The organism is Liquorilactobacillus sicerae (assembly GCF_029916425.1).
GTDB lineage: Bacteria > Bacillota > Bacilli > Lactobacillales > Lactobacillaceae > Liquorilactobacillus > Liquorilactobacillus sicerae.
The window spans coordinates 84,860-98,511 of record NZ_JAHAVQ010000007.1; the positions used below are offsets into that span (position 1 = coordinate 84,860).

Below are 13,652 nucleotides of genomic sequence, written 5' to 3' on the forward strand. Positions count from 1 at the left end.
AGCTATCAAACCCATTTTTTAATTAGCATTGATTCTTTTTAAACCTTCTTTAGCCAGAGCATAATCTCCACACTTTTGATAAAATTCCAGTGACTTATGTTTTTCTCCCAGAACTTCATAAATAACTCCAATGTTATAATAAGATAAATAATTATTAATTCCTAAGGTGTTAAAATGTTTACATTTTGTAGCCCGTAAAAATGAAGCCACTGCCTGTTCAAATAGTGCCGCATTCATCTGTAAAATTCCCAGTAAAAACCAATAATCCGCAACTCCTTGATAAATTGAATACTGCTGCAGCAATCTAATTCCCAATTCAGATTGATGAGTTCTATTGAAAGCATATCCTAAAGTTTCAACGCAATCATAAACATAACTCTTAAAAGGATTCTTTTCGACGGCTAAAGCTTTTTTTAAATAACAAACTACCAAATCATCCCGTTGTAAGAAATTAAAACATTTTCCAATTTGGTAAAGAATATATGGATCATCAGGATGATCTGCTAAATCAAGCTTTAAAAGTTCTAAATTTCTTTTTGCTTTTAAATTTAAATTAGTTCTTTGCTGATAGCCAAAATGTTCCAAAACAATCGGTAAATCAATGTAATTAATTTTTTTTGTCGAGCTATCATTTCTAACTAATTGTTCATGAACTCGGCCAATATACCTGTAATATTTTTTTGAAAAAACTCTACTTATTTTCTCTGCTTTTATCTGGGCACTTTTTGAATTCCAGTTTGTATAGTTTTTTCGCGTTAGACGACCAATTGATTGACCAAGATTTTCAATAGACTCTCTCAACGTTTTTAAATCATAATCCTTTAGCACTTCATCACTGTCAATCATTAAGACAATGTCGTTGGTCGTTTTAGTAAGAGCAAAATTTCGAGCTGCTGAAAAATTATTACTCCAACTATAAGCGAATATTCGACTGGTATATTTTTGACAAACTTTCAATGTTTGATCTGTTGAACCCGTATCAACAACAACAATTTCATTCGCTAGAGCGCCGACCGATGCTAAGCATTTTGCTAAGTTTGCAGATTCATTTTTAGTAATTATGCAAATTGATAGTCCCAATTTCAAAACGAATTTCCCCCTAAAAATTAATTAAAAGGCTGACACAAAACTCCTGCTTTGTTACAGCCTCAGTGTCGAAATAACAAGAAGAACTTTAAATCCGTTTCATTATTTCTTTATATAAATTTTCAGTTTCAGGATCTGTCGGCATTAATTCTTTTAACTGCTTAATCAAAGGTAATGCTGATTCATTCTCACCTTTTAACAGCATGGAGAGAATTTGCTGTTTTACTTGTTTCCCAAGCAACTCAAATTTTTGATCTACTTTATCTACCTTCGTCCTTTTATTAATAAATTCCCACTTTAACTTACTGATCATAAATTTAGACGTTGGTAAATCCCCAAGAGCCATTCTCAAGCTCTTTAAATACAATTTCTGATTACCTTCAGATAAATACTGTAAAGCCATTTTCATCTTCAAAGCAAATTTAAACTCTGTTGGCAACAAAGAAATTTTATCTTGATCTTCAAACAATTCTGCACTATATATTTTCTTCCCTAAATCAATTGTTTCTGCTATATATATAGGCAATTGCTTATGAATTTCTGTAATTGTCGAAAAATTGCTAAACAAATACATTCTACGCAATAAAACAATCAGCATTTGACGCGAGATACATTCTACCCATGTTTGTCTTACTTTCGAAATAAAATTAAGTAACTCTCCCCGATCAAAAACTAATTTTTCAGCAACTGTCTGAATTACTTGATTCCACCTATTATATGATAGCTTTTTTACAAAATAATCTGGACTAACTCCCTTTTCAATCAGTAACGGAAAAAGTTCTTCTCCATCAATTTGATCATTTATTAGATGGTTCTTTGATAAGCGTCTTATTAAGCCTTGCAATTCTTTCTTATCATAATTATAAAAAATAGCTCTTTGAATTTCTAAATAACTACTATTACCCTGCAGCTTCGCTAATAACTTTTCTAATTTAACTCTTTTTTCTGGATCGTGCTTAAGTTTTAGCATAGTTTCAGCAAAAACTACATTTTGCTTTTTTATAAGACCATCCTTTGAAAAGGCCAGATTATATAAATATTGCATTTCTATCTGTTGTTGGTCACCAGCCAGAACTGATTCTATAATTACAGGTAAAATATGATTGTACTCTTTTTCAGCATATTTTAATGGTAATTTACGAATAAATCCTCTTATTCTTAACCAATCCTTATTAACTTTAGCATCTTGCAATAAATCATTGAAGAATTTATAAAAACATTTATAACTTACTTTATCACTTAAAAATGGTGTATATTCATCGACACCACTTTGGCTTGTCTTCTCCAAAAGTTCCAGCTTGTTCAAGTAATCCTCTAGAACATCCCAAAGAATTTTCCTTGACTGCACAATTCTAGGACTATTAATCAAAGCATTAAATAAATAATAATCTATCGCACACCATTGAAAACTTGAAAGCCTTTTTCCATACATATCAACAAATTGCTGGCATTGGTGAATGATAGCACTCCATTTTTTTTCAACTGATAAACAGACTAATTTCCAACAAAAAACAACCACAAAATTACTAAAGTTCTCTGGCCCCTTCAATTTAAAACGTTGGAACTCAACAATAGCTTTTTTGATATCTTTTAATATTATTTCTCGTTCCTGGTCAATTGAGGGATCATAACTTGTAATTAATTGTGCCCATAAATGCATGTTAGTTGGTTCTTGATTTAAATCCTCAATCATCAACGGCTTATTACGATCAAGCTTTCTATTGATTCTTTCTCCTGCATAACCATAATGATGAACGTAACAATTAACATGCTTAATCGGCGATACAATAGGATGTAAATTCTCATGAATTGGATGTCTGAACTTTGTACTCTTGAATAATCGCGTACATTGAGTGACCATAATATCATTATATGAATCACTACCCACACTGAAGTAATTATGCTTGTTAAATGCCAAAGCACAATAGTGTTTCATAGCTGCAGGTTCTTTAAAAAAAGCAACTAATTCCGAAACATCTTCAAACCACTCATCATCGTCAATAAATAAAAACCATTCGCCCTTAGCAGCTTTTAATCCAACATTCCTTGCAGCGGCAAAATCATCATTCCATTTATAATGAATAACTCGATCAGCATATTTTTTTGCAATTGCTAATGAGCCATCGCTTTTTTCTTCACCAACTGTATCAACTACTATTAATTCACTTGAAACCTGATTAAGTAATGGTACCAAAGAATCAAGACAGTTTTGAATTGTCTTGATGCTGTTAGAAACTAATAATGATATTGTCAAGGTACAGCTAAACGGACGCTGATTTTCTTTGATAAACTTTAAGACAGCATTGTTTTCTTTACTATTAACCATTTAACTACCCCTTAAATTACTATTAATCATTTTTAATTAATCCTGTTTAGCTATTTTTTCCCAAGAACTTAGTAATTCTGTCATAATATGAATTACAGTATCCACTGGCTTGGTATCTTTAGTTAAGTTTGCAACAGCTAGTTGATTGCTACAATACTCATACAAACTTATCAAATGTTCTGGAATATCCCCTTCAACGCTTGTATCAACTGAATTTTTCAATTCATTAACAATTTTTTTAGCACTTTGCAAGTAACGATGCGCTCGAGGGACATCCTTTTGCTCAATAGCCAGTTTGGCTATTTTCATACTTTTAATAGCCCCTTCATAAAGCATAACAATCAATTTAATTGGCGAAGCACTCATTACTTGAGTTCTTAAGTAATCATTGCTTACTTCACGATATCCCATTACTTTTCCTCCCTTAAAATTTTAAATTAATTAAATGATGATATCCTTGATGATTTAAGTATGTTCGAATCGCATCTTGTGAATAAGTCAATTCTAATAATTCTTTTTTAAGGGCCTTTCTATTCTGTCTTAACATCGGTAAAATTTTTTTATAATGATAAACTATTTTTTTTACTAGTTCTTGGCATTCACTATCTAAATTAACTAATAAATTATTTTGTTTCAAAAAATCCAATTTAGACTGAATATTTGAGAAAATTTTTTTACCATCTTCGGGTCTTTTTTCACATTGCTGTAATAAAGCCAAAATTTTGCTTAATTCTTTAACTCGATCATACTGCCCGTTGTTTACTTTTTCCATAACTATCGACCCCTAATTATGATAAAACTCATGAAGACGAAGATAATGAATCGCTTAGACTTGAAAATTCGCTTAGCTGCGCCTCAGCTTCCATAATAACTGAATCAAGTTCGGTATATTTGTCAACATACTGTTCTTTTAATGTTGTTAATTGATCATTAAACGTATCAATTTCATCATTTAAGTCATCAATTTGATTCTCATATGTCTCTTCAACTGTATCTATTACACTTGAACTTAAAACTGAATCACTTGAAACATATTCATTGACCAAATCAGATAATTTAGTAGTATATCCTGAAGAAGAGAGAACAATATTACCATCAGAAGTTGTCGTTTCTGAATAGAAAAAGTTTTTTACAGCAGTTGCATTGTTTGAGATTGCTTCTTCTAATTCATCTGTATCAACACTCAAAGTCCCACTAGTATCCGTGAAGCCTATGCCCAATGAATTCGCATTAATCGAACTTGAACTATTAGCAGTTGTTATCAAGCTACTTAATGTATTTTGTAGTACCATCAATTGAGTATCTCCAACTAATGGGCCAGTAGTATTCGAAGATGAGCTTGGATCACCAACATCCAAATCATCATCAATTGTATCCATTAGAGTATTATAAGAAGACACCATGTTTTCAACAGCAGTCACAATATTTGAAGTGTCATTAGTCAGTGATAAGGTTACATCACTATCACTGGTACTGTTCAACGTAATTGTTACCCCTTCAATAGCATCATCAACTGTGTTTGTGTTTCGTGTAATTGTTAATCCATCTAGTTCAAATATAGCCGATTGCCCGCTACTAGTTGTTGCTCCAGCATCAGAAGATAAGCCCAAATCATCAGCTAATTCATTTCCATCACTGTCTTCTCCAGATAAGGTAATTGTATTATCTCCATCAGTTGTACTGGTTAATACCAAATGGCTATCAATAATTGAAGCTTTAATGTGCGTTCCTTCAGTTGTATTTCCGTCTGAATCCGTACTATCTTCTGTCAAAGCATTAATTTTAGTTGCGATTGATTTCAAAGTATCAGTAGAACTAATTGAAATACTAGCACTTTCTGAATCTGAATCTGAATTTGCTAAAGTTAACGTTCCTGATACACCTAATTCAGATGTACTACTGCTAACGCCACTAATTGATGATCCCGTAATCTTCGTAGCTGTCGCTAATTGATCAACTTTTAACGTATAAGTGTTCTCATCTGCATCGGTTGTTCCAGAAATTGTTGCTACACTCGAATCAGATGAACTAGCAGTTTTAGTCGAATAAGTATCGTCTGACTGAAGTGTTTCTAAATCATCTAAAAAAGAAGATAATTCCGAGTTAATTGTACTCCAAGCTGACTCCTTGGTTTCAATCTCAGAAATTTCATCCTCTGCATCGGCTCTCCTTACATAAAGAGAACTGGATGTTAACAACTTAACAATTGTCCCAGCCGTAACACCTGAATAAGTTCCCAGTGTTGAACTAATTCCATCCAACGTAAAACTAGACATTTTAATCACTATCCTTCCTTATCAATTAAATTATCAGACTGTTTTGAAATCTCAGCAATAGAAATTTCTTCCATAGTTCTATTGCTTTTTAAATCAATAACTTGAACAAAGATGCCATTGTCCTTTTGGTATATTTTAAATCTAGCTGAAATATTATTAACATGCAACTCCTGATTTAATTTTGAAATCTTATTTGTCAAATCATCTAAATCCCATACGTTTTCTTCTTGATCATGTTTGGAGTGATCTAAAGACTTTTTTTTTTAACTTCCCTTTAAAGAAAGTATTTAGTTGACTTGTAAAATCCATATCTGGTTGTTCAAAAATAGCTGAAATAGCTTCAACTGATGTAATATGTTTATCATCCATTTTATTCTACCTTCTTTCGCAAAATAAATGGTTAGTAACGGCTTATGTATTAGAGCTGTTTATAATAAATAAACAACTCCTTAAAAATTTAATAACTATTCTAACAATGAAAGGCTTTGCAACAACGTCAAAACGGTACTTGGCATTGAATTAGCTAAAACATCGCTGTTGAAGCTTATACCAAAATACTCTGCTTTGTATATTCAGCCAATTCGTCAGCCATATCGACATTACGAATCCGAGAATTAGCTTCAGAAGTATTTTCACCTTCAGCTTCCAAATCACTCGTCGCATAACTTAAATTATGAAAGGCTTTGTAATAACGTCAAAGCGGTACTTGGCATTGAATTAGCTTGGGAAAGCATCGTTGTTGAAGCTTGTACCAAAATATTCTGCTTCGTATATTCTGTCATTTCCTCAGCCATATCAACATCACGAATCCGGGAATTAGCCTCAGAAGTATTTTCATCTTCAGTTTCCAGGTTACTTGTCGCATAACTCAAACGGTTTTCAACCGCACCAAGTGTAGCACGAGCACTTGATACTTGTGTCAAAGCACTATCAATTGCTGAGATAGCAGCTTCAGCAGCAGTTACTGTTGTAATTGATACAGAAGACAAGCCCAAAGCACCAGCAGTCATTCCGGCAATAGTAACACTAATTTGATTTTCTGAAGTACTGTAAGCACCAATTTGGAAAGTAAAGGTTGTACCAGTTGAACCACCAGATAATAAGCTAATACCGTTAAAGGTTGTTGAATTAGCTAAACGTGTAATTTCATCAGTCAGTTCTGAAAACTCATCATCAATAGAATCACGATCAGTTGTAGTTAAAGTTCCGTTAGCACTTTCAACTGCCAAAGTACGCATCCGATCCAAAATCGTTTGCGTTTCACTCATCGAGCCTTCAGCTGTTTGAACTAAAGATGTACCATCTTCAGCATTATTCTCAGCTTGTTCTGTACCACCAATTTGTGCTTTCATCCCTTCGGAAACAGTCAAGCCAGCAGCATCATCAGAAGCACTATTAATTCTTGAACCAGATGAAAGCTTGGTTAATGAATCACTTTTAGCATCTGTTGCTTCATTTAAGTAACGCAATGTGGTCATTGCAGATACATTAGTATTAATTCTCATAATAAACTCCTCCATTTAATTAGATTCAATTTCTGAGGTCCCCCTCTGAATATATATATCGGTTTCATTTAATTTAATTTAATAGTTATTTTTAAAAAAAATAAGCCTCTAGATCATTAACTGAAGGTGAAAAGAAGGCTTTAATTCAAGATTTAAAAAATATATTGTGCTAAACACTAAAGCCCTAATCATAATTGCCGCTATCATATTACTCTGTAATAACTTTAAACACTCCAAAAAATTCAGAAAAAAAGAACGACAAAATATTGTATTCACTTGGAGCTATTTTAAAATTTGTAAACTCTTTACTACATATTAAAACAATAACCCACTTGAGTTAGAACATGATCAGCATATTTGCTATCTTAAAAACAAATAATCAATTAAATAAAATTAGCTGATAAAAAAAGTATTGGCATAAACTATTCTGTAGAGCTGATATAATAAAACTCTACTAAAAATAACAAGTGCAATCCATTGCCAGCACTGGTGAAGATAAGAGCTGCGAAGAATTTTAGCCCACTCTTGACAGCACTAATTCAAAAAACTCTTTTCTACACCCTACAATTGACCTCAACAAGTGTTATTACAAAAAAATCTGTCCCAAAGAACAGATAAACTAACTACTCAAGCTATTCAATTTGAAGCTAGATAATTTACTCAATGCAACGCTCTTTTCAAGAGAAAAAAATTTCAAAACAAAATTCATTTTTCAATCTTTAGAAAAATCAAACTTGATTAATACTTGTAAGCATTTTAATCGATGTAGTCTAAAATACTGGTATCTAAAATTTTTGTCCCCATTGCCAAAACAGCTTGATAAGCGACTTTTTCTTCTGAAAATTGAGTATATGCCTCTGCAACATCGACATCTTGCACATCAGATAAATCAGATTTTAGATTAGTTTCTCTAGTACTGTTAAGATCTGAGGCAGTTTCCAAACGATCTGTTAATGAACCAATACTAGCTCTAATATTAACAAAGTTATTGCGATAGTCGTCCGTTTCTGTTAATAAGTCACCACTTAATGAACTTGTATCCCCTGAGTTTAGTGCAGAAATTAAATCAGAAAAGTAACTTCCTAATGTTGAAGATGTACTATCTGTTGACGAACTATCAGATGAACTACTACTATCAGCTGTTAAAAATTCACTACCATCCGCAAATAAACTAACTGTTGTACCACTTGAAATTTCTCTTGTTAAATTTTTTGAATCTCCATTATAAGTCAACCCGGTAATATTACCATCAGAGTCCGTTTCTAACTCAAACGGTTCTGTAGAGTTATCACCTCCACCAAAAATATAACTACCGCTATATTTGGTGTTTAAAGTTGAAACAACTTGTTTAATATCTTGCTCAACTTCATCTTTAATTGCTGAATAATCTGTTGAATTATTAGTACTATTAGCAGCTTCTTCGACCAAGGTTCTAATATTAAGCATCACATCGCTGATTGAACTCAAAGCGGAATCTTGTGACTCATCCCATGAAATTGAATCACTAATTGTCGTTGAATACATATCATTTTGAGAAATTGCAGTATTTAAGCTAATGATTTTTGATGTTGCTGCTGGATCATCAGAAGCTGAATTAACTTTCTTTCCACTGGAAAGCTGCTCCATTGTATTTTGAAGTTTGCTGTCAGTCACTTCATAGCCTGAAATAAAACTATTATAAACTGTGCTGTCTGCGACCCTCATATATCCATCACTCCTATTCTATATCATTAATCAAAGTATCAAGCATTTCAGAGATCGTGTTTAAAACCTTAGCATTTGCTTGATAGCCTCTTTGATACTGAATTAAATTGCTAAACTCTTCAGTTAACGAAACACCCGAAACTGATTCATCTTGAGTTTCAAGTTCAGATAATACCGAATCTGTTGAAGTCGATAAATCATCCGCTTCCGATTTAGAAGTTGCATTCTTTGTAACAATATTACTGAATGCCTCAGAATAAGTCTCACCGCTACTGGTTGTTGAACTAAAACTTAAGCTTGAACTACTAAAAGAACTTAATTCCGAATCAGTAACTGGAAATTCAAAATCCGTATCAGCTAAATCAGCCATTGCTGAAGCAATTGTAGTTTCGTCAGAGCTGCTGGTCGTACCGGCTGTCAAATTATCAGCATCATCAGTCAATGTAGATTCAACAGCAATGTTTTTAGCATAATTATCATCATCACCTAAATCAAAGAAACCAGATGTACTACTTTCACCACTTGTATAAACTGTATTAACCGTCTTAGCAAGAGTTTCAGCGAAGTTATTCAATTCTTGCAAACGAGTGGTTACTTCACTGCTAGAATCCTTCAACCCACCTATTGAACCAGAGGTTACATCCAGTGTGCTATAAGAAGTATTTCCGTCACTGTCAGTTGTTGTTAATAAAATTGTATTTACATCATAATCATCACTAACAGTCTCAGAATCATCAGTATCCCCGTTCTTTGCAACAGTCGATCCACTATCGCTGCTAGCAGTAACAACGCTTAAACTACTTTTAGAATCTGCAGTTAGAACATCCTGCCCATCAATTGATACTGAGGCTCTTCCATAACTGTCAAAGGTGGTACTAATATCTGTATACCCAGACATATCTTTTAATAAAGAATCTCGTTCATCAAGCAAATCATTGGGAGTTTGTCCATCGTTTACCATTGTATAAATTTCTTTATTAACCGTTTGCAATTGGCTTAAGTCACTATTAAAACTTGCTACATCTGATACAACGTTATCTGTAATATTACTTTGCAAATCAGAAATATCATCTGACATTTGATTTAACGTTTCAGCTAAAGTATTAGCATCTTCAACAACTGAAGTTTTATCAGTACTTGAATCAGTATCCTCAGCTAAAGTATTCCAAGCAGTCGTCAAAGTTGATAATTGTGTAACTAAGCCATTATCTGAAGGTTCATCAAGGATGTCCTCTAGATCTCCCAGCTCAGTAGATTTAGTTGAATAATACTGATAATTTGAATTTGCATCACGTTCTTGAGAACGGACATAATCGTCTACTGTTCTTGTGACTCCATCGACATCAACACCCGTCCCTAAATTCCCTTTAATACTTGCTTCATAAATTGTTGAATTTTCTTCAATATCTACTTCTTGACGAGAATAACCATCAGTATTAACATTCGATATATTGTTTCCCGTTGTTTCCAAAGCAACCTGATCTGCATTCAAACCACTTTTGGAAACTTGTAATGCCCCAAATAAACTCATAAATCAATCCCCCCTTCTTTCTATGCTTGCCAATCAATTAATGAAGTTTGTTGCTCAGTAATTTTCTGATGTGAACTTTGTGAATAAACAGGTGACCCTTTTAAATTACTTCGAATAGCTTTTAGCAACATTTCTTCAAAACCTATTGCTTGTTTAGTTAATAATAAGTTTTCTCGCTGCTGACGCTGAATTTGACCAACTAAGACTTTAACAGTTTCTGTTGGTTTGTCATGAAAGTTTTGAAAAGGTTCTAAATATCCTTTTTTCTTATCTACTATATTTAATAATTCTCCTGGTTGATTATTAATCAAACAATTTTTTTCTTTTAGCAATAACTCATAAAAATTTTTAAGCAATTTTTCAAATTCATTAATTTTCATAAACTAAGCCTCTTGTATCTTAATTTCTCCTAAAATTCCATCAGCAATCTTTTCTGGTGAAATACTATATTCTCCTGAAGAGATTGCAGACTTTATTGAATCAACTTTTTCAGTATCAATATCTTGGTCACTTTTTTCACTACCCAATATATTTTTTGCTGCATCAGAAAACTTAACGCTACTAACACTACTACTTGATTCACTATCCACTCCATTTGTTGTAGAGTCTTCCTCAGCTAATTGGGACAGTTTTGATCGTAATTCGTTTAAATTTACATTTAAACTATTTCCATAGTCACCCTCAATTTTCATTTTCAATCCCTCCTTCACAGCACAACTTTATTATTAAAAAACTTATTTTATATTCTATGACCATTTGTTAATATTAAGTAAGCATTAATTAAAACCAATAGCTAAGTATAATGGCCTGGTCACTTTGATACCAATTAGCTTTCAAAAAATTAAAACCACCATTTAATTCTATTTTTACTCTAGTATAATGAATCGGATAATAAAAAAAAAGTTAAACACTTTTGTTCAACTTTTTTGCGGAAAAGTTATTCATAGCCCATATGATCAATTCGCTGACGTTGTGAAACAATATTAGTTATTCGAATACCAAAGTTCTCATTAATGACAACAACTTCACCGGTAGCAATTAATTTTCCATTTAACAGTATATCTAAAGGCTCATCTGTTAACCGATCAAGTTCTACCACTGAACCTGAATTAAAAGATAGGATATCTCTAACTGTTTTTTCCGTTCTACCTAACACCACACTCAAATTCAAAGGAACATCTAAGATTAAATCAAGATTATCAGCTTTTTCCGCTTTTTGCTCCTTCAAGGTTTGAAATTCTGGTTTACTAATATTAACATTTGCTTGCGGCTTCGAAGTGTCGGCTGCTTGCTCCTTAATAATTGCTTTATTAGTTTTGGAGTTTGAATTATTATTTTGTGTTGTTGAATTTGGAACCGCCTGTGCTGACTGTGGTGATTGTTTAGCTGATTCTTTTTGCTCCTGTGGTTGATCCCTTTTGACAACCTCAGCTTTATCAGCTACCATCGAACTAACGATATCTTCCACCATATCTTCAGTAAAGATTTGCATAATCTCACTATGAATCAAGCCTTCAACATCTAAGGAAAATGAGATTTTGTAAATTTCTTGATTATCTTCAATATAGTCATATTTAATATTCTCTGGTTCTTTCCATACATTAACTTTTGGCGGCAGGATATCTACTTTTCGACTGATCATTGTTGCCATTGCTGTTGCAGCAGAACCAATCATTTGATTCATAGCTTCCGAAACAGCACTCAATTCAATTTCTGTAAATTGATCAGATTTGGGCTCACCTTTGCCGCCCATCATTAAATCAGCAATTATTATTGCATCTTTAACTTTCAGTAACATTAAATTCGTCCCACCAAGACCTTCTTTAAAAGCAACAGTCATGGCAACTTTGGGCGTTGTAATTTCTGAAATCAAATCTTTAAAATGGACTTTAGTAACATGCGGAGTTGTAATTGTTACCCGATGATTTAAAATTGAAGATAAAGTGGTTGCCGCTTGTGACATTGAAATATTACCAACTTCACCAATAACATCTTTTTTTGTCTTTTCATCTTTTAAATCAATTTGATCTGATTCAGACTGAGTTTCATTTTTTGTTGATTTTTCAGATTCCGGGGTTTCACCACTTTCTTTAGTCTTTTTTTCTGGCGAAGATGTAGTCTGATCATCAGCATGCATTAGCTTGTCTATTTCTTCTTGCGATAAACTATCACTCATTTTCCGCGTCTCCTTCCAACTTATCTAATAACTCAACTGCTAAATTACCATCTTTTTTGCCAGGCTTGGCATAATAATACGGCATACCGTTCACATAAGTAGGAAGTGGGTCGACAGTTTTACAATTCAGCTTAACTACATCCCCAACTTCAAGATGAAGTAAATCGGATACCTCCATTTTAGCGTTCCCCAATCTTGCTTCTAAATTCACCAAAACATTATCTAAACCACGTTGCAATGCGCGCTCATCATCTTCACTTAATTTTTGACTTGAATCGAACCAGTTCCTAAAACTAAGCTTATCACTAATACCTTCAAAAAAAACATAAGGAATACAAATATTCAAAAATGTCTTAAGATCACCAATACTTAGTGAAAAAGTAGTTAAAATTACCGGTTCATTAGGTGACATGCTTTGAAGCAATTGTGGGTTAACATCAACATTATCCAAAAATGTCTTAATTTCCACAATATCTTTCCATGAGTTTTGAAAAGTTTTTCCTAATTCCTCCAGTACACTCTTAAGAATCGCTAATTCAATATCAGTAAACTTCTTTTCATCGACTTCTATTCCGCCATTTTGATTTTCTTTTACCGAGTTTTCGCTTCCGCCACACAATAACTCAACTAATTTAGTACATAATTGTGGGTTCATCTCAACCATTTGAATTCCCTTCATTACTGAATCATCTTCCGCTAATTTAGAATGAAATAAACCGATTAAGGTTATTCGCGGAATCGAGTGAATGAATTCATCAAAGCTGATCTGTTCGATTGATGCCAAATGAAACGTAACATTTACCCTTAATAAATTAGACAACACATTAGTTCCCATTTTAGAGAAATCTTCAAAAATCATATGCAATGTATTGACATATTCTTTAGAAAGCTTAGATGGCCTTCTAAAATCATAAGGCTTGACTTTAGGAGTGTTATTGGTCTGTTCCTCAATTTCTTCTTGATCAATTTCACCATTGTTCATAGCCTTCAGCAATTTATCGATCTCTTGCTGGGACAATACTTGATCCATAACAACTCCTCCTTAAGC

15 protein-coding genes are annotated in these 13,652 nt (G+C 33.0%); all 15 read right to left on the reverse strand.

Translation table 11 applies throughout. From position 1 onward, the window contains the following. Positions 1-18: 18 nt before the first annotated feature. The gene (locus KH893_RS06170; RefSeq protein WP_281165276.1) at positions 19-1,086 is read right to left on the reverse strand and encodes a glycosyltransferase; all 1,068 of its coding nucleotides are present in this window, start codon (positions 1,084-1,086) and stop codon (positions 19-21) included. Between the two features lie 88 nt (positions 1,087-1,174). Continuing rightward, positions 1,175-3,412: a glycosyltransferase gene (locus KH893_RS06175; RefSeq protein ID WP_281165277.1), complete on the reverse strand. Its 2,238-nt coding sequence runs from the start codon at positions 3,410-3,412 to the stop codon at positions 1,175-1,177. Positions 3,413-3,448: 36 nt separating this feature from the next. Next, positions 3,449-3,823, reverse strand: coding sequence for a flagellar export chaperone FliS (fliS, locus tag KH893_RS06180; RefSeq protein ID WP_281165278.1), 375 nt, complete (start codon positions 3,821-3,823; stop codon positions 3,449-3,451). 13 nt (positions 3,824-3,836) lie between these two features. Continuing rightward, positions 3,837-4,184, reverse strand: coding sequence for a hypothetical protein (locus KH893_RS06185; RefSeq protein ID WP_281165279.1), 348 nt, complete (start codon positions 4,182-4,184; stop codon positions 3,837-3,839). A gap of 28 nt (positions 4,185-4,212) precedes the next feature. Then, a complete protein-coding gene (gene fliD / locus KH893_RS06190; RefSeq protein ID WP_281165280.1) occupies positions 4,213-5,688 on the reverse strand; it encodes a flagellar filament capping protein FliD in 1,476 nt (491 codons plus the stop codon). A gap of 8 nt (positions 5,689-5,696) precedes the next feature. Continuing rightward, on the reverse strand, positions 5,697-5,888 hold the full coding sequence (locus tag KH893_RS06195) for a flagellar protein FlaG (RefSeq protein ID WP_281165281.1): 192 nt from the start codon (positions 5,886-5,888) through the stop codon (positions 5,697-5,699). 31 nt (positions 5,889-5,919) lie between these two features. Then, positions 5,920-6,057: a hypothetical protein gene (locus KH893_RS06200; protein ID WP_281165282.1), complete on the reverse strand. Its 138-nt coding sequence runs from the start codon at positions 6,055-6,057 to the stop codon at positions 5,920-5,922. A 175-nt stretch (positions 6,058-6,232) separates the two neighbouring features. Beyond that, positions 6,233-6,337, reverse strand: a complete 105-nt coding sequence (locus KH893_RS06205; RefSeq protein ID WP_281165283.1) for a flagellin — start codon at positions 6,335-6,337, stop codon at positions 6,233-6,235. Positions 6,338-6,359: 22 nt separating this feature from the next. Beyond that, complete coding sequence (locus KH893_RS06210; protein WP_281165284.1) at positions 6,360-7,193, reverse strand: flagellin N-terminal helical domain-containing protein; 834 nt, start codon at positions 7,191-7,193, stop codon at positions 6,360-6,362. A gap of 756 nt (positions 7,194-7,949) precedes the next feature. After that, positions 7,950-8,897, reverse strand: a complete 948-nt coding sequence (flgL, locus tag KH893_RS06215; RefSeq protein WP_281165285.1) for a flagellar hook-associated protein FlgL — start codon at positions 8,895-8,897, stop codon at positions 7,950-7,952. A gap of 13 nt (positions 8,898-8,910) precedes the next feature. Then, complete coding sequence (gene flgK, locus KH893_RS06220; RefSeq protein ID WP_281165286.1) at positions 8,911-10,428, reverse strand: flagellar hook-associated protein FlgK; 1,518 nt, start codon at positions 10,426-10,428, stop codon at positions 8,911-8,913. Positions 10,429-10,448: 20 nt separating this feature from the next. After that, positions 10,449-10,808: a hypothetical protein gene (locus KH893_RS06225; RefSeq protein WP_281165287.1), complete on the reverse strand. Its 360-nt coding sequence runs from the start codon at positions 10,806-10,808 to the stop codon at positions 10,449-10,451. A 3-nt stretch (positions 10,809-10,811) separates the two neighbouring features. Further along, positions 10,812-11,120 carry a flagellar biosynthesis anti-sigma factor FlgM gene (flgM, locus tag KH893_RS06230; RefSeq protein WP_281165288.1) on the reverse strand — a complete coding sequence of 103 codons (309 nt, stop codon included), beginning with the start codon at positions 11,118-11,120 and terminating at the stop codon, positions 10,812-10,814. A 245-nt stretch (positions 11,121-11,365) separates the two neighbouring features. Next, complete coding sequence (gene fliY / locus KH893_RS06235) at positions 11,366-12,604, reverse strand: flagellar motor switch phosphatase FliY (RefSeq protein ID WP_281165289.1); 1,239 nt, start codon at positions 12,602-12,604, stop codon at positions 11,366-11,368. Further along, on the reverse strand, positions 12,597-13,634 hold the full coding sequence (gene fliM / locus KH893_RS06240; RefSeq protein WP_281165290.1) for a flagellar motor switch protein FliM: 1,038 nt from the start codon (positions 13,632-13,634) through the stop codon (positions 12,597-12,599). Before fliM ends, fliY begins: the two co-directional genes overlap by 8 nt. Positions 13,635-13,652 lie beyond the last annotated feature (18 nt).